Source organism: Kocuria salsicia, from assembly GCF_039532055.1.
GTDB lineage: Bacteria > Actinomycetota > Actinomycetes > Actinomycetales > Micrococcaceae > Kocuria > Kocuria salsicia.
In genome coordinates this window covers 353,014-378,062 of sequence record NZ_BAAARF010000003.1, presented here as the reverse complement: position 1 = coordinate 378,062, position 25,049 = coordinate 353,014, and the positions used below count along the sequence as shown (strand labels likewise).

At 69.9% G+C, this 25,049-nt stretch carries 24 protein-coding genes and 1 tRNA gene; 16 read left to right on the top strand and 9 right to left on the bottom strand.

Annotated elements, in window-relative coordinates:
• Nucleotides 1-16: 16 nt before the first annotated feature.
• From ABD264_RS01730 to ABD264_RS01705, 6 genes are all read left to right on the top strand, one after another.
• Nucleotides 17-781: a helix-turn-helix transcriptional regulator gene (locus ABD264_RS01730; RefSeq protein ID WP_094394014.1), complete on the top strand. Its 765-nt coding sequence runs from the start codon at nt 17-19 to the stop codon at nt 779-781.
• The gene (gene sufB / locus ABD264_RS01725; protein WP_094394012.1) at nt 778-2,253 is read left to right on the top strand and encodes a Fe-S cluster assembly protein SufB; all 1,476 of its coding nucleotides are present in this window, start codon (nt 778-780) and stop codon (nt 2,251-2,253) included. Before ABD264_RS01730 ends, sufB begins: the two co-directional genes overlap by 4 nt.
• A gap of 1 nt (nt 2,254) precedes the next feature.
• On the top strand, nt 2,255-3,556 hold the full coding sequence (gene sufD / locus ABD264_RS01720; protein WP_344203812.1) for a Fe-S cluster assembly protein SufD: 1,302 nt from the start codon (nt 2,255-2,257) through the stop codon (nt 3,554-3,556).
• Between the two features lie 90 nt (nt 3,557-3,646).
• A complete protein-coding gene (gene sufC, locus ABD264_RS01715; protein WP_344203810.1) occupies nt 3,647-4,411 on the top strand; it encodes a Fe-S cluster assembly ATPase SufC in 765 nt (254 codons plus the stop codon).
• Between the two features lie 32 nt (nt 4,412-4,443).
• Nucleotides 4,444-4,800 (top strand): metal-sulfur cluster assembly factor, encoded by a 357-nt coding sequence (locus tag ABD264_RS01710; protein WP_396350887.1) that lies wholly within the window; start codon nt 4,444-4,446, stop codon nt 4,798-4,800.
• A 199-nt stretch (nt 4,801-4,999) separates the two neighbouring features.
• Entirely contained in the window at nt 5,000-6,241 is a 1,242-nt protein-coding gene (locus ABD264_RS01705; RefSeq protein ID WP_344203808.1) for an alpha-hydroxy acid oxidase, read from the top strand.
• Between the two features lie 107 nt (nt 6,242-6,348).
• Here the strand turns inward: ABD264_RS01705 and ypfJ are convergent, their stop codons facing one another.
• The 4 genes from ypfJ to ABD264_RS01685 all read right to left on the bottom strand — a co-directional run bounded on the left by ypfJ (nt 6,349) and on the right by ABD264_RS01685 (nt 9,385).
• On the bottom strand, nt 6,349-7,257 hold the full coding sequence (ypfJ, locus tag ABD264_RS01700; protein ID WP_144942665.1) for a KPN_02809 family neutral zinc metallopeptidase: 909 nt from the start codon (nt 7,255-7,257) through the stop codon (nt 6,349-6,351).
• Nucleotides 7,258-7,322: 65 nt separating this feature from the next.
• Entirely contained in the window at nt 7,323-7,949 is a 627-nt protein-coding gene (locus ABD264_RS01695; protein ID WP_344203805.1) for a CbiQ family ECF transporter T component, read from the bottom strand.
• Nucleotides 7,946-8,680 (bottom strand): energy-coupling factor ABC transporter ATP-binding protein, encoded by a 735-nt coding sequence (locus ABD264_RS01690; protein WP_295109017.1) that lies wholly within the window; start codon nt 8,678-8,680, stop codon nt 7,946-7,948. The genes ABD264_RS01695 and ABD264_RS01690 overlap by 4 nt, the downstream gene beginning before the upstream one ends.
• A 72-nt stretch (nt 8,681-8,752) precedes the next feature.
• The gene (locus ABD264_RS01685; protein ID WP_344203802.1) at nt 8,753-9,385 is read right to left on the bottom strand and encodes a biotin transporter BioY; all 633 of its coding nucleotides are present in this window, start codon (nt 9,383-9,385) and stop codon (nt 8,753-8,755) included.
• Nucleotides 9,386-9,616: 231 nt separating this feature from the next.
• On the opposite strand from ABD264_RS01685, the gene abc-f reads away from it, so the two are divergent.
• Complete coding sequence (abc-f, locus tag ABD264_RS01680; protein ID WP_055086230.1) at nt 9,617-11,215, top strand: ribosomal protection-like ABC-F family protein; 1,599 nt, start codon at nt 9,617-9,619, stop codon at nt 11,213-11,215.
• 158 nt (nt 11,216-11,373) lie between these two features.
• Here the strand turns inward: abc-f and ABD264_RS01675 are convergent, their stop codons facing one another.
• Genes ABD264_RS01675 through ABD264_RS01660 form a run of 4 tightly spaced genes read right to left on the bottom strand, consistent with a single transcriptional unit; the run spans nt 11,374 to nt 14,337 of the window.
• Nucleotides 11,374-12,483, bottom strand: a complete 1,110-nt coding sequence (locus ABD264_RS01675) for an alcohol dehydrogenase catalytic domain-containing protein (protein WP_344203799.1) — start codon at nt 12,481-12,483, stop codon at nt 11,374-11,376.
• A 52-nt stretch (nt 12,484-12,535) separates the two neighbouring features.
• Nucleotides 12,536-13,510 carry an SURF1 family cytochrome oxidase biogenesis protein gene (locus ABD264_RS01670; RefSeq protein ID WP_344203798.1) on the bottom strand — a complete coding sequence of 325 codons (975 nt, stop codon included), beginning with the start codon at nt 13,508-13,510 and terminating at the stop codon, nt 12,536-12,538.
• Nucleotides 13,510-13,905 carry a hypothetical protein gene (locus tag ABD264_RS01665; protein ID WP_344203796.1) on the bottom strand — a complete coding sequence of 132 codons (396 nt, stop codon included), beginning with the start codon at nt 13,903-13,905 and terminating at the stop codon, nt 13,510-13,512. The genes ABD264_RS01670 and ABD264_RS01665 overlap by 1 nt, the downstream gene beginning before the upstream one ends.
• A gap of 48 nt (nt 13,906-13,953) precedes the next feature.
• Nucleotides 13,954-14,337: a DUF3099 domain-containing protein gene (locus ABD264_RS01660; protein ID WP_238693913.1), complete on the bottom strand. Its 384-nt coding sequence runs from the start codon at nt 14,335-14,337 to the stop codon at nt 13,954-13,956.
• Between the two features lie 255 nt (nt 14,338-14,592).
• Between ABD264_RS01660 and fabG the strand changes: the two genes are divergently transcribed.
• From fabG to ABD264_RS01645, 3 genes are all read left to right on the top strand, one after another.
• Nucleotides 14,593-15,318 carry a 3-oxoacyl-ACP reductase FabG gene (gene fabG / locus ABD264_RS01655; RefSeq protein ID WP_344203793.1) on the top strand — a complete coding sequence of 242 codons (726 nt, stop codon included), beginning with the start codon at nt 14,593-14,595 and terminating at the stop codon, nt 15,316-15,318.
• 46 nt (nt 15,319-15,364) lie between these two features.
• On the top strand, nt 15,365-16,120 hold the full coding sequence (locus ABD264_RS01650; RefSeq protein ID WP_344203791.1) for an SDR family oxidoreductase: 756 nt from the start codon (nt 15,365-15,367) through the stop codon (nt 16,118-16,120).
• 166 nt (nt 16,121-16,286) lie between these two features.
• Nucleotides 16,287-16,372: transfer RNA gene (locus ABD264_RS01645), tRNA-Leu, on the top strand.
• Nucleotides 16,373-16,433: 61 nt separating this feature from the next.
• Here the strand turns inward: ABD264_RS01645 and ABD264_RS01640 are convergent.
• A complete protein-coding gene (locus tag ABD264_RS01640; protein ID WP_344203789.1) occupies nt 16,434-17,243 on the bottom strand; it encodes an Ltp family lipoprotein in 810 nt (269 codons plus the stop codon).
• A 303-nt stretch (nt 17,244-17,546) separates the two neighbouring features.
• Between ABD264_RS01640 and ABD264_RS01635 the strand changes: the two genes are divergently transcribed.
• From ABD264_RS01635 to ABD264_RS01610, 6 genes are all read left to right on the top strand, one after another.
• The gene (locus ABD264_RS01635) at nt 17,547-19,892 is read left to right on the top strand and encodes an MMPL family transporter (RefSeq protein WP_344203788.1); all 2,346 of its coding nucleotides are present in this window, start codon (nt 17,547-17,549) and stop codon (nt 19,890-19,892) included.
• Nucleotides 19,893-19,983: 91 nt separating this feature from the next.
• A complete protein-coding gene (serB, locus tag ABD264_RS01630) occupies nt 19,984-20,913 on the top strand; it encodes a phosphoserine phosphatase SerB (RefSeq protein WP_344203786.1) in 930 nt (309 codons plus the stop codon).
• A gap of 179 nt (nt 20,914-21,092) precedes the next feature.
• The gene (locus tag ABD264_RS01625; RefSeq protein WP_144942673.1) at nt 21,093-21,875 is read left to right on the top strand and encodes an ABC transporter ATP-binding protein; all 783 of its coding nucleotides are present in this window, start codon (nt 21,093-21,095) and stop codon (nt 21,873-21,875) included.
• Between the two features lie 65 nt (nt 21,876-21,940).
• Complete coding sequence (locus ABD264_RS01620) at nt 21,941-22,855, top strand: sulfite exporter TauE/SafE family protein (protein WP_425554281.1); 915 nt, start codon at nt 21,941-21,943, stop codon at nt 22,853-22,855.
• A gap of 101 nt (nt 22,856-22,956) precedes the next feature.
• Nucleotides 22,957-23,784, top strand: a complete 828-nt coding sequence (locus tag ABD264_RS01615; RefSeq protein ID WP_344203781.1) for a TrmH family RNA methyltransferase — start codon at nt 22,957-22,959, stop codon at nt 23,782-23,784.
• Between the two features lie 464 nt (nt 23,785-24,248).
• Nucleotides 24,249-24,953 (top strand): hypothetical protein, encoded by a 705-nt coding sequence (locus ABD264_RS01610; RefSeq protein ID WP_344203779.1) that lies wholly within the window; start codon nt 24,249-24,251, stop codon nt 24,951-24,953.
• Nucleotides 24,954-25,049 lie beyond the last annotated feature (96 nt).

Below are 25,049 nucleotides of genomic sequence, written 5' to 3'. Positions count from 1 at the left end.
GGATGTTGCACGGAGCATGAGTTCACCGGCCACGGACCGCGCACCCGCGGTCCGCTCGGAGCAGGACGACACCACCCGTTCGCGGGTGCTCTCCCTGGTGCTCGCCCACGGCCCCATCTCGGCGGCGCAGATCGCCAAGGACCTCGGCCTCACCCCGGCCGCCGTGCGCCGCCACCTGGACGCGCTCGAGGCCGAACTGATCATCGAGGTCTCCCCGGTGCGCAGTACGCGCTCCGGCGCGGGGCGCCCCGCCCGGCGCTACGTCGTCGCCCCCGGGGGCCACGAGCAGCTCGGCCACGACTACCTGGGACTGGCCCGGGAAGCCATCGACACGATGCAACGGGTGGGCGGGGACGAGCTTCTCCGCGCGTTCGTCGTAAGCCACATGGACCAGATGCGCGAGCGCTACCGCCCGCAAGTCGAAGCGGCCGGGGACGACGTCGAGGACCGCCTCAGCGCCCTCACCGCAGCCATGAGCCGCGACGGTTTCGTGGCCTCCCACACCACGGTCACGCCGCGGGGCCCCAAGGGCGTGGCGCTGCGCTCCGCCCAGCTGTGCCAGGGCCACTGTCCCATCCAGGAGATCGCGAACGAGCACCCCGAGTTCTGCGAGCAGGAGACGGAGCTGATCTCCGAGCTGCTGGACGTGGACGTCCGCAGGCTGTCCACCATGGCGGCCGGGGCCCACGTCTGCACCACACACGTCCCGCTGCAGCTTCGCAGCGCGGGATCCACACACTCCACCAACCACACAACCGCACGACAGGGAGGGTTGTCATGACCGAGCGCATCGTGCCCGCGGAGACCGCGGGCGACATGACAGGCGACACCACGATTTCCGAGATCCTGGAGATGAACCCGGAGCTCGAGGGGATCGGGCAGTACCAGTACGGATGGTCCGACAAGAACGATGCCGGCGCCTCCGCGCGCCGCGGCATCAACGAAGAGGTGGTCCGGGACATCTCGGCCAAGAAGAGCGAGCCGGACTGGATGACGCAGCTGCGTCTGAAGGGCCTGAAGTTCTTCGACCGCAAGCCCATGCCCACGTGGGGCGCGGACCTCTCGGGGATCGACTTCGACAACATCAAGTACTTCGTGCGCTCCACCGAGCAGCAGGCCGGCTCCTGGGAGGAGCTGCCGGACGACATCCGCAATACGTACGAGAAGCTCGGCATCCCGGAGGCGGAGCGCAACCGCCTGGTGGCCGGTGTGGCCGCCCAGTACGAGTCCGAGGTGGTGTACCACCAGATCCGCGAGGATCTCGAGGCGCAGGGAGTGATCTTCCTGGACACGGACACCGCGCTGAAGGAGCACCCCGAGTTCTTCGAGGAGTACTTCGGCACGGTGATCCCGGTGGGCGACAACAAGTTCGCCGCGCTGAACACCGCCGTGTGGTCAGGTGGCTCGTTCGTGTACGTGCCCAAGGGCGTGCACGTGGACATTCCCCTGCAGGCCTACTTCCGCATCAACACGGAGAACATGGGCCAGTTCGAGCGCACGCTGATCATTGCGGACGAGGACTCCTACGTCCACTACATCGAGGGCTGCACGGCGCCGATCTACAAGACGGACTCGCTGCACTCCGCCGTGGTGGAGATCATCTGCAAGAAGAACGCACGCGTGCGGTACACAACCATCCAGAACTGGTCCAACAACGTGTACAACCTGGTGACCAAGCGCGCGATCGCCCACGAGGGCGCCACCATGGAGTGGATCGACGGCAACATCGGCTCCAAGGTCACGCAGAAGTACCCGGCGGTCTACATGACCGGTGAGCACGCTCGCGGCGAGACCCTGTCGATCGCTTTCGCGGGCGAGGGCCAGCACCAGGACACGGGTTCCAAGATGGTGCACATCGCCCCGAACACGTCCTCCTCGATCGTCTCCAAGTCCGTGGCCCGCAACGGCGGCCGCTCGGCCTACCGCGGACTGGTGCAGGTGCGCGAGGGCGCCACCCACTCGAAGTCCAACGTGGTCTGCGACGCCCTGCTGGTGGACACGATCTCCCGCTCGGACACGTACCCGTACGTGGACATCCGTGAGGACGACGTCACCATGGGCCACGAGGCCACGGTCTCGCGAGTCTCCGAGGAGCAGCTGTTCTACCTGATGCAGCGCGGCATGCCGGAGGAGGAGGCCATGGCGATGATCGTCCGCGGCTTCGTCGAGCCGATCGCCCGCGAGCTGCCCATGGAGTACGCCCTCGAGCTCAACCGTCTCATCGAACTGCAAATGGAAGGATCCGTTGGCTGATATGTCCACCACTGATCAGACCGCCCGCGACACCCAGGACACAAGCGAGGAGGTGGGCGGGGTCCCCACCGGTGAGGACCGCGTGGCCATCCCCGGCATGAGCCAGGAGGGCGAGACCCTGCAGGAGGGCCGCAACCAGGCTGGTGAGCCCGAGATCAGGCACACGCAGCACGGTGACATCTCGGGCGTGCCGGACTCCTCGCGCGCCGGGCGCTTCACGTCCTACGACGTCGCGGACTTCCCGCCGCTGACCACCAAGCTCGAGGACTGGCGCTTCACGCCGCTGAAGCGGCTGCGCGGTCTCGACGACGCCGCCCTGGACGGTCCAGCCCCCGCGGTCTCCGTCACCGGGGGCGACGCCGTGGAGGTCACCTCGGTGCCCCGCGACGACGCCCGCATCGGCTCGGCCGGCATCCCCGAGGACCGGGTCTCCGCAAACGCGTGGTCCTCCTTCCGCGAGGCCACCGTCATCTCGATCCCCCGTGACGCGGAGGTCCAGGAGCCCCTGATCGTCACGTTCACCGGCGAGTCGGACCGCCCGGCGGCCCAGCACGTGGTGATCGACGCGGGGGAGAACTCCCGCGCGCTCGTGGTGCTGCGCCACGTGGGCACGGCCGTGCTGTCCCAGAACGTGGAGTTCTCCGTCTCCGACGGCGCCTCCCTCACCGTGGTCTCGCTGCAGGAGTGGACGGACGACTCCGTCCACGCGTCCTCGCAGCAGGCCCGCCTGGGCAAGGACGCCACGTTCAAGCACGTGCTCGTGAGCCTCGGAGGGGACCTCGTGCGCGTCACGCCGTCCACCCGCTTCACCGCAACCGGCGGCGACGTGGCCATGTACGGTCTCACGTTCGTGGACGAGGGCCAGCACCTTGAGTCTCGCCTGTTCGTGGATCACTCGGTGCCGCGCTGCAAGTCCCGCGTGAACTACAAGTCCGCGCTGCAGGGTGAGAACGCCCACGGCGTGTGGGTCGGGGACGTCCTGATCCGCGCGGAGGCCGAGGGCACGGACACCTACGAGCTCAACCGCAACCTGATCCTCAACGACGGCCCCCGTATGGACTCGGTGCCGAACCTGGAGATCGAGACCGGCTTGATCGCCGGCGCAGGCCACGCCTCCACCACGGGCCAGCTGGACGACGAGCACCTGTACTACCTGATGTCCCGCGGCATCCCGGAGGACCAGGCACGCCGCCTGGTCGTGCGCGGATTCCTCTTCGAGATCATCCAGCAGGTGGGCGTCGAGGCCCTCGAGGAGCAGCTGCGCGCGTCCCTCGAGGACGAGCTCGCCCGCACCGAGAACTGAGACCGGCCCCGCGCCGCAGCCCTCACCCACGTACGTCGCACCCGAGCCCGTGACCGGGCCTGTGCCCACGACCACAAGGAGAATCACCCCATGTCAACTCTGGAGATCAAGGACCTCCACGCGTCCGTCATCCTGGACGACGAGACCACCAAGCCCATCCTCAAGGGCGTGAACCTGACCATCAACTCCGGTGAGGTGCACGCGATCATGGGCCCCAACGGCTCGGGCAAGTCCACGCTGGCCTCCACCATCGCCGGTCACCCCAAGTACCAGGTGGACTCCGGCTCCGTGACCCTGGACGGCCAGGACGTGCTGGCCATGTCCGTCGACGAGCGGGCGCGCGCCGGGCTCTTCCTGGCCATGCAGTACCCCGTGGAGATCCCGGGCGTGACCACCTCCAACTTCCTGCGCTCGGCCAAGACGGCCGTCGACGGCGAGGCCCCCTCCCTGCGCACGTGGACCAAGGACGTCCGCGCCGCCATGGAGAAGCTGAAGATCGACACGGACATGCTGCTGCGCAACGTGAACGAGGGCTTCTCCGGCGGTGAGAAGAAGCGTCACGAGATCCTGCAGCTCGAGATCCTCAAGCCGAAGATCGCGCTGCTTGACGAGACCGACTCCGGTCTGGACGTCGACGCCCTGAAGATCGTCTCCGAGGGCGTCAACCGCGCCCTTGACCAGGACAACACCGGCATCATGCTGATCACGCACTACACCCGGATCCTGCGCTACATCAAGCCGCAGTTCGTCCACGTGTTCTCGGACGGCCGCGTGGTGGACCAGGGCGGGCCCGAGCTCGCGGAGCAGCTCGAGAACGAGGGCTACGACCGCTACGTGCAGGCCGCCGCCAAGTAGGCGCGGCGCACACGAGACCGGAGGAGGATTCCGTGAGTGATTCCACCGAGACCGCCGCGGCGGAGCAGGGCCCCAAGGGCCAGGCCTCGCTCGCGGAGATCGAGGACCTGCTGAAGAACGTGATCGACCCGGAGCTGGGCGTGAACGTCGTGGACCTGGGCCTGCTGTACGGCCTGCAGTACCAGGACGATGACTCCCTGCGCCTCGACATGACCCTAACCACGGCGGCCTGCCCGCTGCAGGACGTCATCGAGGAGCAGGTTGCCCAGAACCTCTCGCCCACCGTGGACGAGTGGCACGTGAACTGGATCTGGATGCCCCCGTGGGGTCCGGAGCGGATCACCGAGGACGGCCGGGACCAGATGCGGGCGCTGGGCTTCAACATCTGAGGTCCGAACCACCGCCACGGTACGGCAGGACGTGACCGCCACCAGGGCACGACCACTACGGTCGTGCCCTGTTCCGTATCCGGGGTCTCGCTGGAAAATGTCCGGGTCCTCCACAAGCCGTCCGGTCCGCCCGGAGCGGGACCGCCACCGGGCACGGTGCTAGATTCGGAACCGACCACCCGCGACTGTGAGGACTCATGTGCAACGCCACCTGCCCCAGCTCTCGGAGCTCAAGCCACTCATGCGGTTCGGCTCCTTCAACCCGGACCGCCGTGCTGCCCGGCTCGCCAAGGCGGCGGACGTGGAGGCGCTGCGGCGGATCGCGCGGCGTCGCACCCCGAAACCCGCGTTCGACTACGTGGACGGCGCTGCCGGCCAAGAACTGACCTACCGGCGCAGCCGCAAGGCGTTCGAGTCCGTGGAGCTGCTGCCGAAGATCCTGCACGGCACTGACACGGCAGATCTCAGCACGGAGATCGCGGGCTTCCGCAGCGCGCTGCCGTTCGGGATCGCGCCCACCGGGTTCACGCGTTTCATGCACGCAGAGGGTGAGATCGGGGGAGTGCGGGCCGCCGAGAAGGCCGGGATCCCGTTCTCACTGTCGACCATGGGCACGCGCTCCATCGAGGAGGTGCGGGACGCCGCCCCGGACGCCGAGCGCTGGTTCCAGCTCTACCTGTGGCGCGACCACGCGGCGTCGCTGGACCTGCTGCAGCGCGCGAAGGCCGCCGGTGTGGGCACGCTGCTCGTCACCGTGGACACGCCAGTTCCCGGTCAGCGGCTGCGGGACGTCCGCAACGGCATGGTCATCCCGCCGCGCCTGACGCCCGGCACCGTGCTGGACGCCTCCTACCGGCCCGAGTGGTGGTTCAATTTCCTGACCACGGACTCGCTGAAGTTCGCGTCCCTCTCGAACACGTCCTCCACGCTGGCGGACCTGATCTCCTCGATGTTCGACCCCGGCCTGGACCTGGACGACCTCGCCTGGATCCGCGAGCAGTGGGACGGCCAGCTGTTCGTGAAGGGTGTCCTCACTCGCAACGACGCCCGGCGGGCCATGAGCGTGGGCGCGGACGGGCTCGTGGTCTCCAACCACGGCGGCCGCCAGCTGGACCGGGCACCCGTGGCGCTGACCTCTCTGCCGGGCGTGCGCGAGGAGGTGGGCCCGGGCGTCCCCCTGATCCTGGACTCCGGAGTCCTCTCCGGCGCGGACGTGGTGACCGCGCTGTGCGCCGGCGCGGACTTCGTGCTGATCGGGCGGGCGTACCTGTACGGACTCATGGCCGGCGGCGAGCAGGGTGTCTCGCGGGTGATCGAGCTGCTGGAGGCGCAGATCCGCACGGACATGATGCTCATGGGAGCCGGGTCGATCGCGGACCTGGGCCCCACGTCGATGCGCGCACCGTGGCTGGAGCGGGCGGGGAACACGGACCGGGTCTGAACCGCGCCAGGATCCCGGAGCAGAGGTCGGCCGAGGGCGGTGGCCGGTCTCGTCTGAGCTGCAGGCACGGGGAACGGTCCGTTTGTACGGAGCCCCGCCCCTCCGTCCTAGCTCAGCGCGTCCGGGTGGTTCAGGTTGCGCGCGGAGAACGTGTTGCAGGCCGTGAGATCGCCGGTCTGGTACCCGGTGAGGAACCAGGCCTGGCGCTGCGCAGCGGTGCCGTGCGTGAAGGACTCCGGGTTGGCACGACCGCGGGCGGCCTCCTGGATGCGGTCGTCACCGATGGCTCCGGCGGCCTCGATCGCGTCCGAGAGCTGCGCGCGTGTGATCGGCTGCAGCTGCACCGCACCGCCGGACTCGGTGGCGTGGTGGGCCCACATCCCCGCGTAGCAGTCGGCCTGCAGCTCGGTGCGAACCGCGCCGGAATTGGCGCCACTTGGGTCCTGCTGGGCCCTGCCCAGGGTGCCCTGCAGGTCCTGGATGTGGTGGCCCACCTCGTGCGCCATCACATACTCCTGGGCGAGGGCATCCGCATCCGCGCCGAACTGGGTGCGCATCTCCTCGAAGAAGCCGGTGTCCAGGTAGACGGTCGAGTCCGACGGGCAGTAGAACGGGCCGGTGGCCGAGGACGCCTGGCCGCACGACGTGTTGTCCGTGCCGGTGAACAGCACGACCCCCGGTTCCGTGTACTGCTTCCCCGTGGCCCGGGGAAGGTAGTCGCCCCAGAACTGGTCGAGGGACTGCACCGTGGCCACCATGCGGCAGGAGGTGTCAGTGTTGGCGTCCGCGCCGGTGCGGCAGCGGTCCGCGAGTCCGGAGTCCACCTGCTGGGTCCCGGCCGTGTCCTGGGTGCCACCGCCGGTGAGGGCGTCGATGCCGTCCTGACCGAAGAACAGGCCCGCGATCAGCAGCAGGACCACACCGCCCAGCCCTCCACCCACGGCGATGCCGCGTCCACCACCGCCGCCGGAGCTGACCCGCCCGGAGTTCAGCTGGGAGTTGTCGTTGAAGCTCATGGGGGAAGCATAGGGCCACTGTGCGGGCACCGGGGCGATTGGGCGGGGACAACGCCGTGGCGCGGCTACTCGAGTCCTCTCGCCGCGAGCGCCTCCCCGGTGCGGTGGGCGTAGTCGACTGTGGCGATGACTGCGGGGGTGACCAGCTGCACGGGGTGCGGGCGCACGGTGCGGGCAGCGGCGGCATCGCGCAGGGAGGTGAGGACTCCGAACAGCCAGGGGACCGAGCGGATCATCAGGGACACCGCAAGTCCAATGCGCTCGGGATCCACGCCCGCGAGGCGCAGGGGTGAGCACAGCAGCACGAGCCCGTCGATGAGTCGGGGGAGGGGCGTGGTCGAGATGAGCAGGCGCGTGAGGGTGACCACGGCGAGCAGGGACAGCACGACGTCGGCGGCGCGCGCCGGGCCATTGGCGACGAGGTGGTAGGCCGTCAGCAGGATGACGAGCAGCAGCAGCGGGCGCAGCGAGCGCACCCACCGGCGCACGCCCAGACCGCAGGCGGCAGCGGCCGCCGCCGTGAGTGCGAGGGCACCCAGGGAGACCCGCCAGTCCCGCGCGGTCATGACGACCAGGCACGCTCCAAGAACCAGGAGCGCCTTGAGCCACAGCGGGCAGCGGTGCAGCGGGGACGTGCCGGGAACGTAGGTGCCGAGCAGGTCGTCACTCCGGGGGCGGGCGCGACGTCTCACGCCGCGGTCTCCCCGGGGAAGCCGTTCTCGCACCAGTGCCGGTAGAGGTGCAGCATCCGCTCGGGCGGGCCCTGGTCGATCAGGCGTGCCTCGTGGACGACCGCCACGTGGTCCGCGGAGGCCGCGAGGTCGAGGTCGTGGGTGCTGAGCAGCTGCTGCTGGGGGAGGCCGTCCAGGAGCTGGCGCAGGCGCAGCCGGTTGCGCAGGTCCAGCAGAGTGGTGGGCTCGTCCAGCACGAGCACGCGGGGCTCCACGGCCAGCACGGCGGCCAGGGCAACGAGCTGCCGCTCACCCCCGGAGAGGTCGAAGACGCTGTGGTGCGCGCGGTCCTCGAGGCCCAGCCGCCGCAGCCAGGCCATCGCCTGCTCGGTGCGCTCGGCGCGGTCCCGAACGCCACGCCGGAGGGACAGTTCGATGTCCTCGAGCGGGGTGGGCATGAGGATCTGGGATGCGGGGTCCGTGAAGACGAAGCCCACCAGGGAGCGGGCGTGCCGGGGGAATGCCGCCGGGTCCACATTGCCCGTCCGCACCACTCCCGAGGACGGCGTGACGAGCCCGTTGAACAGCCGCAGCAGCGTGGACTTGCCGGAGCCGTTGAGCCCCACCACCGCGGTGCGCCGTGCGGTGAACTCGCAGTCCACGCCCTCCAGCACGGTCACGGGTCCGCGAGGTCCCTCCACGGTCACGGTCACGTCCGCGCAGTACAGGGACTCCCGGTGCGGGGGCTCCAAGTCCGGGATTTCCCCGTGCGGCGTCTCCCCGCCCGGCTGCTGGGATGGGGCGGCACGCGGCTCGTCAGCCACTCAGAGAACCGCCCCGGCCATGCGGGGGAACGCGCGGTGCACCGCCACGGCGATCAGTGCGGCGACAACCACCTTGACGATGTCCCCGGGGACGAAGGCGAGGTCCGTGACAACGGCCGCCCCGAGTCCGAGCCCCGCGTTGATCATCAGGCCCGCGGTGCCCACCACGTGGGAGAGCACAAGACCGGCGAGGCCCGCGCCGATCAGTTTGACGGTGAGACCCCCGCGACGTCCCGGAGCCACGGAGGTGGCGCCGTCGCGTCGTCGTACCCGCTCACCGCGCACGCTGCGGTGGGCGAGCGCGCCAACGAGCGCGGCCGCGAACGGGAAGGAGAGCAGGTACCCGGCGGAGGGTCCGGCCAGCACTGCCGGTCCGCCAACGAATCCGGCAAAGACCGGCACGCCCAGCAGACCCACCACCACGTAGAGCAGCAGCGCCAGGAAACCGCGCCAGCCTCCGAGGATCATGCCCGTGAGGAACACGGCGAGCGTCTGCAGCGTGATGGGCACACCGACGGCACCCACGGGTATCGCCGGCGCCAGCGCCAGCACGCACGTCAGGGCGGCGAACACGGCAATGTTGGCGAGGTCGAAGGACGTGAGGGAGCGGGTTTCCCGCGCGGGAGAAGTCATGGCAGGCAGTCTAGTTGTCGCCTCGCGCGCGGCGGCGCCATGGGGCGGGGACGACGCCGCGGCACCGATTTGCGGCCCCGGGTAGACTGGGCAGTGCCCCGGATCCACGGGGTTTCTGTCTGCCCCGGGAGGCCCGCACCCCGTGACCGTGTCACGGGCCCGCGCAGCGCACGAGCGCACCGGCCCCGGGAGCAGCCCCGAGCGAGACCGCCCACGAAAGGCCCTGCACCCTTGATCACCGTCACGAACCTCGAACTGCGCGCCGGAGCACGCCTGCTCATGGACGAGGTGAGCTTCCGGGTGGACAAGGGCGACAAGGTGGGCCTGGTGGGCCGCAACGGAGCCGGGAAGACCACCATGACCAAGGTGCTGGCCGGGCTCACGCTGCCCGCCGCCGGCGAGGTCACGCGTTCCGGGTCCATCGGCTACCTGCCGCAGGACCCCAAGGTGGACGACATGGACCAGCTGGCCCGGGACCGCATCCTCTCCGCGCGCAACCTCGCCGGCGTGATCTCCCGGCTGCGCCGCACCGAGGAGGAGATGGCCTCGGAGGACGAGACCGTGCGCGCCAAGGCGATGCGCCGCTACGACCGGCTGGAGTCCGAGTTCCTCGCGGGCGGCGGCTACGCGGCGGAGTCCGAGGCCGCCACGATCACGAACAACCTGAATCTTCCCGGCCGTGTGCTGGACCAGCCGCTGCACACGCTCTCCGGCGGCCAGCGCCGCCGCGTGGAGCTCGCGCGGATCCTGTTCTCGGACGCGGACACCATGCTCCTGGACGAGCCCACCAACCACCTGGACCACGACTCCATCGTGTGGCTGCGCGAGTTCCTGCGCGGCTTCCAGGGCGGGCTGCTGATGATCTCCCACGACGTGGAGCTCATGGAGATGGTCGTGAACAAGGTGCTCTACCTGGACGCCAACCGCTGCGTGGTGGACGTCTACAACATGACGTGGAAGAACTACCTGCAGCAGCGCGAGCAGGACCAGGCCCGGCGAAAGCGCGAGCGCGCGAACGCCGAGAAGAAGGCTGGCGTGCTGATGGACCAGGCCAACAAGATGCGCGCGAAGGCCACCAAGGCCTCCGCCGCCCAGCAGATGATCCGCCGCGCCGAGCGGCTCATGGCGGGCATCGAGGGCGAGCGCGTGCAGGACAAGGTGGCCGCAATCCGCTTCCCCAAGCCGGCGGACTGCGGCAAGACCCCCCTGACCGCACAGGGGCTGTCAAAGTCCTACGGGTCCCTGGAGATCTTCACGGACGTGGACCTCGCGATCGACCGCGGCTCCCGAGTGGTGGTCCTGGGCCTCAACGGCGCAGGCAAGACCACCCTGCTGCGGATGCTCGCCGGGCAGTCCGAGCCGGACACCGGTGAGGTGATCCCCGGCCACGGCCTGAAGCTCGGGTACTTCGCCCAGGAGCACGACACCCTGGACACGGACCGCACCGTGCTGGAGAACATGAAGTCCGCCGCACCGGACCTCGCAGACACCCAGGTCCGCACGATCCTCGGCTCCTTTCTGTTCCAGGGCGACGACGTCGACAAACCCGCCGGGGTGCTCTCCGGCGGCGAGAAGACGCGCCTGGCGCTGGCCACCCTGGTGGCGTCGTCGGCGAACGTGCTCCTGCTCGACGAGCCCACCAACAACCTTGACCCGGCGTCGCGCCGCGAGATCCTCAACGCGCTGCGCACCTACGAGGGCGCCGTGGTCCTGGTCTCCCACGACGAGGGCGCGGTGGAGGCCCTTGAGCCCGAGCGCGTAGTCATGCTCCCGGACGGCGTGGAGGACCTGTGGAGCCAGGAGTACCAGGACCTCATCAGCCTGGCCTGATCCCCGGGGCACCGACGACGCCGCGGGGCCGCGCGGGTGCTCAGTCCCGCGGCGCGGCGTGGCCGTGACAGTGCAACGCGCCGGTCCACCCCGAGGCCGGGGACAGGACTCCGCTCGTCGCCCTGGTGGGGCCGTGGTGGTGCGCGTGTCCGCGGGCGTCAGTCCTCGAAGAGGATGACCTGACGCACCGCGCGGCCGTCCGCGAGCTGGTCGAAACTCTCGTTGATGTCCGCGAGGGCCACCCGCTCGGTGATCAGCTCCTCGATGGGAAGCCTGCCAGCGCGCCACAGGTCCAGGTAGACGGGGATGTCCCGCGACGGCACGGCGGAGCCCAGGTAGGAGCCCACGATGGTCCGCGCCTCGGCGGTGAGTCCGAGCGGGGCGATGGTGGAGCGCGCATCGGGGGAGGGCAGGCCCACGGTGACCGTGGTTCCGCCCGGAGCGGTGGCCGCCACGGCGCTCTCGAAGGCGCGGGGGTGCCCGGCGGCCTCGACGACCACGTCCGCGCGCACACCGTTGTCGGCGAGCTCGTCGGGGGTGTACACGGCAGAGGCGCCCAGCTCCCTGGCCCTCGCGAGCTTCTCGGGGTTGGCGTCCACGCCGATCACGGGGCCCTTCTGCAGGGACAGCGCAGTTAGGAGGGCGGCCATGCCCACTCCGCCGAGCCCCACGACGATGACCGTGTCCCCGTCCGAGGGGCGCCCCGCGTTGAGCACGGCCCCGCCACCCGTGAGCACGGCGCACCCCACCACGGCAGCGATCTCCGGGGGCACATCCGCACCCACTGGTACCACCGACTGGCGGCTCACCACGGCGTGGGACGCGAAACCGGAGACCCCCAGATGGTGGTGGACGTCCTGCCCGTCGCGGTGCAGCCGCAGGGTGGAGCCGGGCAGCAGCCCGGCGTTGTTGGTCTCGGTGCCCGGGGTGCAGGGCAGCTTCCCGTTGGTGGCGCAGTTGGCGCAGTCCTCGCAGCGCGGCAGGAACACGGTGGTGACCTGGTCCCCGGGGGAGACGTCCGTGACGCCCTCGCCCACCTGCTCCACGACGCCGGACGCCTCGTGGCCGAGCACCATGGGCAGGGGGCGGGGCCGGTTGCCGTCCACCACGGAGAGGTCCGAGTGGCACACCCCGGCCGCCCGGATCCGCACGAGCAGCTCGCCCGGTCCCGGCTCGTCCAGCTCCAGCTCCTGGATGGACAGCGGGCGGGACTCGGCGAACGGCCGGCGCAACCCGATCTCGTCCAGCACGGCGGCTTCAATCTTCACAGCGACTCCTTCGTCACGGGTGGGCCGGCGCGGGCGGTGCCGCTCCGGACAGCTACTTGCGGTTCAGCGTCTCGAGGGCGTCCAGCAGGGCGTCCTCCTCGTTCTCGTCCGTGGCGCCCGTGGTGGCTCGCGTGCGCTTGGGACGGTACAGGGACTTCAGGTGCGCGGGCATGTCGTCCGCCATCTGCAGCTGGCGGATCACCAGTCCCTCGTCCATCTCGCCGATGTAGTTGCCCTCGGCGTCGTAGTAGCGGGCGAGCCGACGCTCGACCTCCGCCGCGTAGGCACGGTCCCACTCCTCGTTCTTCACGTGCTGGCGCGCCGAGTAGCCGTAGGCCACGAACACAAGCACCGCGAATGCGTACCACTGTAGCGAGTAGGACAGGTGCGGGCCGTAGGAGACCTCCGGGCGCTCGGGCGCCTGCGGGGTGGCGGCCGCGGCGGGCTCCTCGGAGACGAGCTCACCGTAGCCCCCGGTGGCGAGGTCCCCGCCCCAGCGGGAGGACAGCTCGGGCAAGTCGATCGAGGCCACCTGACCGTCCGGCGCCCCGCGGTCCAGCGCGCCCTCGGAGGGGCGCAGCCTGGCGGTGACCGTCACGGTGCCGCTCGGGGGAGCGGGAACTGTCGAGGGCATTCCGTTCGCGGAGTCGTCCGTGGGGATCCAGCCCCGGTCAACGGCCACCACTGTGCCCTCCGTGGTGCGGAACGGGACGAGCACGTCGTAGCCCACCCGACCGTCGTGGGGCCGGTTGCGCACCAGCACGGTGTCCTGGGCCAGGTAGCTGCCGCGCAGCTGCACGGGGTGCCACGTGCGGGAGTCGTCGTAGTCCTCGAACAGGGGCAGGCCCGTCCCGGAGTTGTACGCGGCGGCGTCGTAGTTCTCAGTGATCTTCGCGTTCTCGGCCACCAGGTGGTCGTTGCGGGACATCTGCCACTGGGCGAGGTACAGGCACAGCGCGGCCGCTACGCACGTGAGGGCGAACCAGCCGAGCCACGTGCTCGAGCGCAGGAACGAGTACTTGCGCATCAGCGACCGCCCTGCGCTGAGGTCGGGTCGGTGCCGGGACCCGGGGAGCCGACGTCGCCGCGCCCTGCGGGTGCTTTGCGCAACCCGGGCGTCTCTCGCGGCCCGAGCGCCGGGGCGTCGTCACGGCCTTCCTGGAACCGCTCCACGGACTTGAGGAAACCGCGCTGTCCCAGGAAGTCTGCCAGGTGCTCGCGGTGCTCGTCGCACGCGAGCCACGCCTTGCGGCGCTCGGGCGTGTGCACCCGCGGGTTGTTCCACAGCAGGGCCCACCGGGCGGGGGACTGGCAGCCGCGGCGCGAGCACACCGCACCCGGGGCGCTCTCCGCGGGCCGAGGGGGTGCCGCGTCTGCCGCTGGGTGTTGGGGGTCGAGTGAACCGAGGAGATCGAATTCCACCGTGTGCGTGTCCTCCCGAGGTGACGGTGTGGGGGTCGTGCGGGGCGCTCAGTTGCGGCGCGTGGCCGTGTGGGGCGGGCGGGGCAGCTCCGGGCGGGGGCTGTGGACGGTGTACTCCGCGTCCACCACCACGTTCTCCGGATCCGGTGCCCGTTCGCTCGCCTCCGCGGCGGTGGGCAGCTCGGTGCGCTGCGGCGGGGCGTACGCCGAGCCGGCGCGCTGCGAGCGGTCCGCGCCCTTGTTGGCGAGCATCACCGCGAACCAGGGAAGCAGCGCGGCGCCCAGCAGCAGCACGATGCGCGCCACCAGGTTATCGATGAGCACCATTCCGATGATGCACACCACCCGCAGGCCCATCTGGATGGAGTACACCTTCATGCGCTGGCTCATGTCCGAGGTGTGCGGATCCGCCGCCGTGGTGATGGAGTGCACCTCGGTGGAGCCGTTCGTCTGCGGGTGGGAGCGTGTAATGGTGAACGTCCTTCGGCGAGTTCGTCCGCGGGGCCTGCCCCGGCGCACCCGGAGCAGCCGGGAGCGTGCTGACCATTCTCTCACCGTTGCGGTGCGCCCCCAAGTGCGCGCCACCTGGGAGAGCGTCGCAGGTGAGAGGGCGGTTAGGATGCTGGAAGTTCTGATCCACGGTCGCGGTGGGAGCACGGCGACCACCCGTCCACGGAAGGCTTCCCCATGACCGAACAGACCTCGACCGCGCGCACCGTGCTCGTCACGGGAGGCAACCGCGGCATCGGCCGCGCCATCGCCGAGGCCTTCGTCGCAGTCGGCGACAACGTGGTGGTCACGTCCCGTTCGGGGGACGACGGTCCCGACGGCGCGCACACCGTCCGCGCGGACGTCACCGACTCCGCCTCGGTGGACGCCGCGTTCAAGGAGATCGAGGCGCAGTTCGGCCCCGTGGAGGTCCTCGTGGCCAACGCGGGCGTCACCAAGGACGCGCTGCTCGTGCGCATGAAGGAAGCGGACTTCGAGGACGTGATCGACACCAACCTCACCGGCGCGTTCCGCGTGGTGCAGCGGGCCACCAAGGGGTTCATGCGTCTGAAGCGCGGCCGCGTGGTGTTCATCTCCTCCGTGGTGGGCTACACCGGTGCCCCCGGCCAGGTGAACTACGCCTCGTCCAAGGCCGGGCTGGTGGGCATGGCGCGCGCGATCACCCGGGAGCTCGGCTCCCGCGGTGTCACGGCCAACGTGGTGGCGCCCGGCTACATCGACACCGCCATGACGCAGGAGCTGCCGGAGGAGGTCAAGGAGAACTACCGCTCCATGATCCCCGTGAACCGTTTCGGCCACGCCTCCGAGGTCGCCGCGGCCGTGACGTACTTGGTGTCCGAGGGGGCCGCGTACGTGTCCGGCGCTATCATCCCCGTAGACGGCGGGCTGGGCGTGGGGCACTGACGCCCCACCCGGTCCACAGAAGTTTCCCCCTCGAAGGAGTAAGCGCATGAGCTCAGTGGCAGGCAAGACCGTGATCATCACAGGATCCTCGCGCGGGGTCGGCGCGGACACTGCAAAGATCCTCGCGGGCGAGGGCGCCAACGTGGTGATCAACTTCCGGCAGAAGGCGCCGCGCGCCAACAAGGTGGTCAAGGAGATCACGGAGGCCGGCGGCCGGGCCGTTGCCGTCCAGGCGGACATCACCGATCCCGAGTCCCGCGCCAACCTGTTCCAGGCGGCCACGGACGAGTTCGGCGGTCTGGACGTGCTGGTCCTCAACGCCTCCGGCGGCATGGAGACGGACCTCGGCGAGGACTACGCGCTGAAGCTCAACAGGGACGCGCAGAACGACGCCCTCACGGACGCCCTCGAACTGCTGCCGCGCGGTGGCCGCGTGGTGTTCGTCACGAGCCACCAGGCGCACTTCATCAACCAGGTGGAGACGATGCCCGAGTACGACGCCGTGGCCCGCTCCAAGCGAGCGGGGGAGGACACTCTCACCGCCCGCGTCCCCGAACTCGCAGAGAAGGGTGTGGACCTCGTGGTTGTCTCCGCGGACATGATCGAGGGCACCGTCACCGCCACCCTGCTCAACCGCGCCCGCCCCGGAGCCCTGGACGAGCGTCGTAAAGCGGCCGGAAAGCTGTACACGGTCAACGAATTCGCGCAGGAGATCGCGAAGATGGTCACCGCGGACGTCGAGAACGGGCACGTGGAGCTCGTGGGCGGCGCCGAGGACTTCCTGGCGAAGGCGGGCAAGTAGCCGCTTGTCGCGTTTCGCCCCCACCCGCGGGCGACGCCGCTCGGCAGGATCTGGGCGCTGTCGCCCGCGCTCGGTTCGAACGGGCCGGGCAACTGTGGTAGGTTTCTTGTCGTTGCCCAGGGCCACGGAGGTTTTCGAGAGAAGACCGAAACGCCCTGCGACACCTGCGCGGGTGGCGGAATAGGCAGACGCGCTAGCTTGAGGTGCTAGTCCTCGTATTAGAGGGTGGGGGTTCAAGTCCCCCCTCGCGCACAGAGCGAAGATCCCGCTCGACCATCACGGTCGGGCGGGATCTTCTCATGTCAGGCCAAGTTCACAGGCCGTTGCCCGTGGCGCCGTGGGCCGCCTGCTCCGGGGTGAACCCGTCGAACTGCAGCTGCTCGATCAGCCCCTGCCGGGAGAATCCCTGAACGTCCAGGTACTCCTTGCCCTTCTTCACCGCCTGCGCCATGTAGTCGGGATGGGCGGCGTCCACGCCGTGGGCCGCCTGCTCCGGGGTGAACCCGTCGAACTCCAGCTGCTCGATCAACCCCTGCTGGGAGAAGCCCATGAGCGAGACGTAGTCCTCGGCCTTCTTTGCGGCCTGGGCGTTGTAGTCGATCCCAGCCTGGTCCACGGCCGCGGCCGCCTCCTCGGGGCTGAACCCCTCGTAGCCGAGCTGGTCGATCAGGCCTTCCCGCGAGAAGCCCATGAGCGAGACGTAGTCCTGCACCTTGCGGGCCGCGCTGTCCTGGGACACGGAGGTGTTTCCTCTTGCCTGCGCGCTTCCGGCCCTCGCCCCGCCGCCCGAAGTTGAGGACTCCTCGGACGGTTCGCCGGAGCCACCGCCCGTCTCGGCCACGCTCCCTGTGCTCGGTGCTGCCTCCACCGCATCCTGGTCATCCGCACGGAACGCCGTCGCCCCCTCCTCGGGGGCTCCTGCCGCTGGGGCCGGCGGCGCGGTGGAGGCGCCCACGGCAGCGGAAGCCTCCTGGTCGAGCGGTGCCGCCGTCGACGACGCGACACTGTGGGCCGGGGAAGCCTCCGAGGCCCCCGAGGTGCCGGACTGTGCGCAACCGCTCAGGAGCAGCAGCGCCGCAAGGCCCCCGGTGACAACGAGGACGGGCGCGGGGGAGTGAGCCATGTGGGGCCTTTCGCCGGGCGGCACCGGATGGGTGCCAACAATGTTGAACAAGCATGGATTTGCTTTCATACATAATGGCATGGCTCACATGCCCCGCGATGTCCCCACATCGGCCGACCCCGCGCGGGCGGGCCCGGGGTTCGACCCCCCGGCGGCCACCCCGGCTGCGCGACGCGGCGTCGTCGGGCTCCACTCACGGCGGTCAGGGAGTCGGTCGCGGACACCCGTACGATGGAGGGGAGTTGCCCTGGCCAGTGCCGTATGCGCGTGGTCCCATGTGCCGAGACCTCCCAAAGGTGAGACATGCCGAGCAGACCAGCCACCCCTGTCCCGGACCAGGAGCACGGAAACGAGCCCCACGTTGTGCAGCACCCCGGTCAGGCGGGCGAGCGAGCGCGGCGGGCCGTCGAGTCCGACGGTGCAACCGGGTCGCCCGGGGAGCCGACGGGAACGGGCCGGGCGCGGGCGCCTGGCACGAGCCGGCGTGACGCTGTGCGCCACCGCGGGCTGTGGTGGATCCTCGCGATCGCCCTGGTGCTCGCCTGGTTCGGTGTGATGGGCGTGGGCGGGCCCACGTTCGGCAAGGTCTCTGACGTGGTCTCCAACTCGCAGGCGGCCTTCCTGCCGGTGGACTCGCAGGCCACACAGGTCCAGGACAGGCTGGGAGAGTTCCAGGACACGGACGGGCTGCCCGCCATCATCGTCGTCGAATCGGGAGAGAAGCTCTCGGACGCGCAGCTGGAAGAGATCAAGAACGTCACCGGTTCCCTCGGGGACATCCCAGAGGTCCTGGAGGTCTCCCCGCCCATCGCCTCCGAGGACGGCGAGGCGGCGGAGGTCATCGCCCTGGTGGACTCGGACGCCGAGACCGGGGACGTCGTGAAGGCGATCCGCGACCGCGTGGACGAGGACATGCCCGGCGGGCTGACCGTGGCGGTCTCCGGTCCCGCGGGTCTCGTGGCGGACCTCTCCGAGGCGTTCTCCGGCATCGACGGGCTGCTGCTGCTCGTGGCGCTCGTCGCCGTGCTCGTGATCCTGGTGGTCGTCTACCGCTCGCCGATCCTGCCCTTCCTGGTGCTGCTCACGAGCGTCGCCGCCCTGTGCGGGGCCATCCTCACGGTGTACGCCCTGGCCAAGGCCGGGGTGATCGACCTCAGCGGTCAGACCCAGGGCATTCTCTCCATCATCGTGATCGGCGCGGCCACGGACTACGGCCTGCTCTACACGGCCCGCTTCCGCGAGGCCCTGCACCACACGCCATCGCGCTGGGTGGCCACGCGCGTGGCGTGGAAGGGCACCGTGCCGGCGGTGCTGGCCTCCGGGACCACCGTGATCGCCGGGCTGCTGTGCCTGCTGTTCTCCGCGCTGACCTCCAACCGCGGTGTGGGCCCGGCGACGGCGATCGGCGTGGTCTTCGCGATCCTCGCCGGGCTGACCCTGCTGCCGGCACTGCTCGCGATCTTCGGGCGCGCGGCCCTGTGGCCCAAGGCGCCGCGCGTGGACGAGAACCCCGAGTCGCACGACGAGGCCATGAACCCGTACGAGCACAAGGGCCTGTGGGCGGCCGTGGCTCGACTGGTGGACCGCAAGTCCCGCGCGGTGTGGATCGTGTGCACGATCGTGCTCGCTGCCGCGGCCGCCGGCGCCACGCAGCTCGACGCGGGAGGCGTCCCCGAGTCCGAGTTCGTGCTGGGGGAGTCCGAGGCCCGTGACGGGCTGGCCATCATCGACCGCCACTTCCCGGGCGGCACCGGAGATCCGATGTACGTGCTCGCCCCCGAGGGGGAGGCGGAGACCGTGGTCAAGGCCCTGGACGGGGACGACGGCGTCTCCTCCGTCGCCTTCACCGCCAAGGACTCGCCGAGCGGCACGCTGCCGTATCCCACGCCGCAGGCCGGGCCGTTCGCCGGGGTGGAACCCACTCAGAGCAAGGGGGACGTGCTCATCCAGGCCACTCTGACCGACGCCTCCGACTCCGAGGCGGCACAGGCCACCGTCGCACGGCTGCGGGACGCGCTCGCCACTGACGTGCCGGAGGCCAAGATCGGCGGGACCACGGCCGTGCAGGTGGACACCATTGCCGCCTCGGAGCACGACCGCGCACTGATCATCCCCATCATTCTGGCCGTGATCCTGGTGATCCTCATGGTCCTGCTGCGCAGCGTGCTGATGCCGGTGCTGCTCATCGCCACCACGGTGCTCTCGTTCCTCGCTGCACTAGGAGTCGCCACGGGGGTGTTCAGCATCATGGGCATCAACCAGGCGGACCCCACAGTGCCGCTGTTCAGCTTCGTGTTCCTGGTGGCGCTGGGCATCGACTACAACATCTTCCTCATGAGCCGCGTGCGCGAGGAAGTGGTCACGGTGGGTCACCGGGCGGGCGTGCTGGCCGGGCTCATCACCACGGGTGGTGTCATCACGTCCGCGGGCATCGTGCTGGCCGCCACCTTCGCGGCGCTGGCGGTGCTGCCCATCCTGTTCCTGGTGCAGCTGGCGATCATCGTGACCATCGGTGTGCTCATGGACACGATCATCGTGCGGTCGCTTCTGGTCCCGGCCCTCGCGCTGGACATCGGCCCCCGCTCCTGGTGGCCCTCCCGTGCGGGCACGCCCGGACGGCACCGGGCCGTCCCAGCACCTACGGACTGAGCCCGCAGGGGGCCCCGGGCGGCGTCGTCACACGGACGCCCACCCGGGGCCTTCTTTGTGCCCCGTTCGTGCGGGCCGATACACTGCCGCCATGTCCCATCACTGCGCCGTCGTCGCCCTCACCGCCACGCCGGAAGAGGAATCCACCCCCGCGATCCTGGAGCTCGTGGAGGGCACCGGTGCCACGGTGGACTCCCACAACTGGGTGCGGGTGACGGGCAGCGCCTCGGACGAGCAGGCCGCGGACGTGGAGGGCTACAACGCGCTCACGGTGCACGTGCAGACCGAGGACCTGCCCCGGCTGCGGGCCGCGCTGCGCCCCGATCCGCAGTCGCAGCTGCTGCCCGGCATCGACCTCAATGCCCTGGACGCCCACTGGATGGACCACTCGAGGCGCAAGCTCGTGGTCCTCGACGTGGACTCCACCCTGATCCGTCAGGAGGTCATCGAGCTGCTCGCGGCCCACGCCGGGCGTGAGGCGGAAGTCGCCGCCGTCACGGACCGTGCGATGCGCGGTGAGATCGACTTCGTCGAGTCCCTGCGCGATCGCGTCGCGGTGCTCGCGGGGCTGCCCGCCGACGTGGTCCGCGACGTTGCACGCAGCGTCCGGCTCTCGCCCGGTGCCCAGGTGCTCGTGCAGACGCTGCTGCGCGAGGGTCACGCCGTCGCCGCAGTGTCCGGGGGCTTCGTGCAGGTGCTCGAACCGCTCGCCGCCAAGCTGGAGCTGACCCGCTCGGCGGCCAACACCCTGGAGGTCGAGGACGGTTTGCTGACCGGCCGGGTCACCGGGCGCGTGGTCGACCGCACCGCGAAGGCGGAGCTCACCGAGCAGTGGGCGCGCGAACTGGGGGTGGACCCCGAGGACGTCATGGTCGTGGGGGACGGTGCCAACGACATCGACATGGCGCGCCTGGCGGGACTCTCGGTCGCCTACCGCGCCAAGCCAGCACTTCGAGAGGTCGCGGACACCCAGCTGAACATCCCCAACCTGGACGCCCTGCGCTTCTTCATGGACCTCTGAGCTCCGCCCCGCACCCTGGCCGAGACCCGACGTGCGCGTCCGCGGGCGTCGCGCTGTCGTCCCCGCGTCGCAGCGCGGCCGACAAGAGGGCACGAAACCAGGGTGCCCAGACCTGAGCGCTAGGGAGCACAGTGCGCCGGACCGCGAACCGACGGGCCGTGGGCACTAGAGTTGCCGTCATGAGTTCAGTTCTGGAATTGGTGGACGTCACGGTGGTCCGCGGTGAGAAGACCCTGCTGGACGCGGTGAACTGGACCGTGCGCGAGGGCGAGCGCTGGGTCATCCTGGGCCCCAACGGGGCGGGCAAGTCCACGCTGCTGTCGATCGCGGCGGCCAGGTTGCACCCCACCAGCGGCATGGTGGACATCCTCGACGAGATCCTCGGCGCGGTGGACGTGTTCGAGCTTCGCCCGCGCATCGGCGTGAGCTCCGCCCCGCTGGCGGGGCAGATCCCGCACGCGGAGACCGTGGCGAACGTGGTGCTGACCGCCGCCTACGGCGTGACCGGGCGGTGGCGCGAGGAGTACGACGAAGCCGACGCGGCGCGCAGCGAGGAGCTGCTGCGGGCGTGGGGGCTCGAGGAGCTGCACGACCGCCGGTACGGGACGCTTTCGGACGGTGAGCGCAAGCGGGTGCTGATCGCCCGTGCGCTGATGACGGACCCGGAGCTGCTGCTGCTGGACGAGCCGGCCGCCGGGCTGGACGTGGGCGGGCGCGAGAAGCTCGTGCAGCGTCTGGACGAGCTCGCGAGGGACGACGCCGCGCCGGCCATGGTGATGGTCACCCACCACCTGGAGGAGGTCCCGGACGGCTTCTCGCACGCGCTGCTGCTGCGTGACGGAAAGATCGTGGCCGCAGGCCCCGTGGGGAAGGTCATGACGCAGAAGAACCTCTCCGAGACGTTCGGCATGCCGCTCAAACTGGTGCGCGTGGCGGAGCGCTACGCCGCGTTCGCGCGCTGAGCGCCGCTGTGCTGGCACTTTCCACCGCGGTGGTTCCCGCGGAGGTCTTCGGCTCCGGCAGTGCCATGGGCTTCGAGTGGTGGCAGGTTGCGCTCATCCTCGTTGCGGGGCTGTGGGCCGGGACGATCAACACGATCGTGGGCTCCGGCACGCTCGTGACGTTCCCCGTGCTGGTCACGCTCGGCGTGCCGCCGGTGACGGCGTCCATGTCCAACGCGATGGGCCTGATCGCGGGCAACCTCACGGGCGCGTGGAGCTACCGCAGCGAGCTCGGCGGGCTGAAGAAGACGCTGCTGAAGCTGCTTCCGTGCTCCGTGGTGGGCGGGGTGATCGGCGCGTACCTGCTGCTGCACCTGCCCGAGGAGGTCTTCGGGGTCGTCGCACCCTTCCTGATCGTGGTGGCGCTGCTGTTCGTGGTCTTCCAGCCGAAGCTGCAGGCCAAGGTCCGGGCTCGGAAGGAGCGGGAGGCCCAGGTCGCCGCAGCACCGGGTGGCGACGCCGCCGTCCCGGCCTCCACGGGCACGGCAGGTTCCGCGGCGTCCGGGGCGGCGGGAGCGACGTCGTCTGCTACCGCGTCCACGGCCTCGCCCGGGGTCGCCGCCGTGGACGGCTCCCAGCAGCCGGCCATCCTCTACGTGCTCGTGTTCCTTGCCGGGATCTACGGCGGGTACTTCGTGGCCGCCCAGGGTGTGCTGCTCGTGGGCGTGCTCGGGGTGTTCTTGCTGGCCCCGCTGCAGTCCGCGAACGCCGTGAAGAACGCGCTCGTGGCGGCCGTGAACATCGTGGCCGCACTGTCATACGTGCTTTTCGCGTTCGACCGCATCAACTGGTGGGTGGTGCTGTTCATCGCCCTGAGCTCCACCTTGGGCTCGTGGCTCGGTGCGAAGATCGGCAAGAAGATGTCCCCGGTGGCGCTGCGCACGGTCATCGTGATCCTGGGTCTCGTGGCCCTGGCCAACATGGTCTCCAAGCTCTTCTGAGCGCCCCGCCCCGTCGCCGTTGCCGTTGTTGCCCTGACCGCGCCCGTCCCGCCCACGTCGAGACCCGCACGTCCCCGATCCACCACCGACCCAGGAACCCCGTGACCTCTCCCGCACCCCTGTCCGAGCGCATAGTCCGCCTCTCGGACGCCGCCGATCCCCGCGTGGCCGACTACACCGGTCTCACCGATGTCTCCCTGCGTCGCAAGCTCGAACCGGAGCGCGGGCTCTACCTCGCGGAGTCCTCCAAGGTGCTGCGCCGCGCACTGGACGCCGGGCACCAGCCCCGGTCCTTCTTCATGGCGGAGAAGTGGCTGGACGGTCTCACGGACGTGCTGGAGCGCTACGACGTTCCGGTGTACGTGGGCCCGGACGAGGTCCTCGAGGGGATCACCGGCTTCCACCTGCACCGTGGTGCCATGGCCGCGATGCACCGCCCCGATCCGCTGGACCTGTCGGACGTGCTCGCGCGGTGCCGCCGCGTGGCGATCCTGGAGGACATCGTGGACCACACGAACGTGGGCGCGATCTTTCGTTCGGCCGCTGCCCTGGACGTCGACGCCGTGCTGGTCACCCCGCGCTGCGCGGACCCCCTGTACCGGCGCGCGGTGCGGGTGTCCATGGGCACGGTCTTCCAGGTCCCGTGGGTGCGCCTGGAACACTGGACCGCGGACCTGCAGCGCGTCAAGGACGCGGGGTTCCTCACCGCGGCCCTCGCCCTGTCCGACGACGCCGTCACCGTGGACGAACTCGCCGCCGAGCACCCAGAGAAGCTGGCACTAATCCTCGGCACGGAGGGTCATGGCCTGGGAGCGGCCACCCTGCACCACTCGGACCGGCACGTGGTGATTCCCATGAGCCACGGGGTGGACTCGCTCAACGTAGCTGCCGCGAGCGCCGTCGCCTTCTGGGAGACTCGGCCGCGATAGCTGTCCTCGACGCTGCTTCACAGGGTCCTGCGGGATAGGGTTCTGAGTCCATAGGTTTGACGTGGCCACCGCCGCCACCATGAGATCGCCGGAGTGGATCCACGACGTCTCCACCGTGTTCCGTTCCCCCTACGACGCACGTGAGGACTTCCTGGAAGGACTGGAAGATGCGGGACGTGACCTGTCCAAGGATCAGAAGCGACGAGTGTCAGAAGTTTTCGGTCGGCTGGACGGGTTGCGGCAGTACCAGTTCGAGGTGGTGCACATCCAGAAGGACGTGGACAAACGACTGGTCGCCGACATCTTCGTTCGCATCAACTCAGAGGGTGTGAACCTGAAGTCGTACGACTACATCCTCACGTGGTTGAGTGTGTTCTGGCCCAGGGCCGCGACGAGATCGAAGACTTCGCGCGAGGCTCTCGGATGTCACCCATCCGTGCAGCTGACCAACGTTGATGATCCCCATGAAGGTGAGCGATTGGATGGATCCGTCGTTGCCCAGCGTCAAGGGCCTCGAAGGACACCACCTCGTCCCACGGCACTACCAGGAAGCAGTCCTCGGGACCAAGGACACCAAGCGCATCAACCAGGTGGCGAACTTCGCTCCGTCCGACTGGCACACCAACCAGCAGATCTCAGACCGGGCGCCCTCCGAGTACTGGCCAGAACTCGTCCGGGCTCGGGGTGGCGATGCCACGTGGTTGGAGCGGCAGTGCTACTGGCACGCGCTGCCCCGTGACTGGCACATGATGACCTACGACGAGTTCCTCGTGGAGCGCCGCAAACGCATTGCCGGCGTCACTCGAGACGCGTTCGAAAAGCTGGGGCGTGTGGCCCAGGACGTAGAGCACGACCCCATCGACGTGGCGGGGGAGTTCGACGGGGAGACAGCCAGCGGCGAGAGGACACTCGCAGAGCTGTTCCATGAGGGCTACCTGCTCGCGGGGGATCAGCTGGATCCGGTCGACCCCGACTGGGTCGTCGACGCGGTGGTCACCGCAGATGGCACCGTGCAGATCGACGGGGTCCACGAATTCGACTCTCTGGACGCGGCCGCACGTTTCCTGGACGTGACGAACGTGACCGGGTTCGAGTTCTGGGCCCTGGAACAGGACAGCGGCCTGGCGCCCATGGATGAGGTCCTCGCGGCGGACCCGCGCACTGCCTGAGCCGGGGCCGCTGATCCAGACGCACGAGATCTTCCCCCGCACACGACGGCGGGCGGTCCCCGGAAAGGGGCCCCCCCCCCGTCGTCGTGCGAGTGG

What these genes read in the sequence shown, in the direction of transcription:
- ABD264_RS01730 (WP_094394014.1), top strand. Translation starts at nt 17, where the DNA reads ATGAGTTCACCGGCCACGGACCGCGCACCCGCGGTCCGCTCGGAGCAG.
- sufB (WP_094394012.1), top strand. Translation starts at nt 778, where the DNA reads ATGACCGAGCGCATCGTGCCCGCGGAGACCGCGGGCGACATGACAGGC.
- sufD (WP_344203812.1), top strand. Translation starts at nt 2,255, where the DNA reads ATGTCCACCACTGATCAGACCGCCCGCGACACCCAGGACACAAGCGAG.
- sufC (WP_344203810.1), top strand. Translation starts at nt 3,647, where the DNA reads ATGTCAACTCTGGAGATCAAGGACCTCCACGCGTCCGTCATCCTGGAC.
- ypfJ (WP_144942665.1), bottom strand. Translation starts at nt 7,257, where the DNA reads ATGAGCTTCAACGACAACTCCCAGCTGAACTCCGGGCGGGTCAGCTCC.
- ABD264_RS01685 (WP_344203802.1), bottom strand. Translation starts at nt 9,385, where the DNA reads ATGACTTCTCCCGCGCGGGAAACCCGCTCCCTCACGTCCTTCGACCTC.
- ABD264_RS01670 (WP_344203798.1), bottom strand. Translation starts at nt 13,510, where the DNA reads ATGCGCAAGTACTCGTTCCTGCGCTCGAGCACGTGGCTCGGCTGGTTC.
- fabG (WP_344203793.1), top strand. Translation starts at nt 14,593, where the DNA reads ATGACCGAACAGACCTCGACCGCGCGCACCGTGCTCGTCACGGGAGGC.
- ABD264_RS01650 (WP_344203791.1), top strand. Translation starts at nt 15,365, where the DNA reads ATGAGCTCAGTGGCAGGCAAGACCGTGATCATCACAGGATCCTCGCGC.
- ABD264_RS01640 (WP_344203789.1), bottom strand. Translation starts at nt 17,243, where the DNA reads ATGGCTCACTCCCCCGCGCCCGTCCTCGTTGTCACCGGGGGCCTTGCG.
- ABD264_RS01635 (WP_344203788.1), top strand. Translation starts at nt 17,547, where the DNA reads ATGCCGAGCAGACCAGCCACCCCTGTCCCGGACCAGGAGCACGGAAAC.
- serB (WP_344203786.1), top strand. Translation starts at nt 19,984, where the DNA reads ATGTCCCATCACTGCGCCGTCGTCGCCCTCACCGCCACGCCGGAAGAG.
- ABD264_RS01625 (WP_144942673.1), top strand. Translation starts at nt 21,093, where the DNA reads ATGAGTTCAGTTCTGGAATTGGTGGACGTCACGGTGGTCCGCGGTGAG.
- ABD264_RS01620 (WP_425554281.1), top strand. Translation starts at nt 21,941, where the DNA reads ATGGGCTTCGAGTGGTGGCAGGTTGCGCTCATCCTCGTTGCGGGGCTG.
- ABD264_RS01610 (WP_344203779.1), top strand. Translation starts at nt 24,249, where the DNA reads ATGAAGGTGAGCGATTGGATGGATCCGTCGTTGCCCAGCGTCAAGGGC.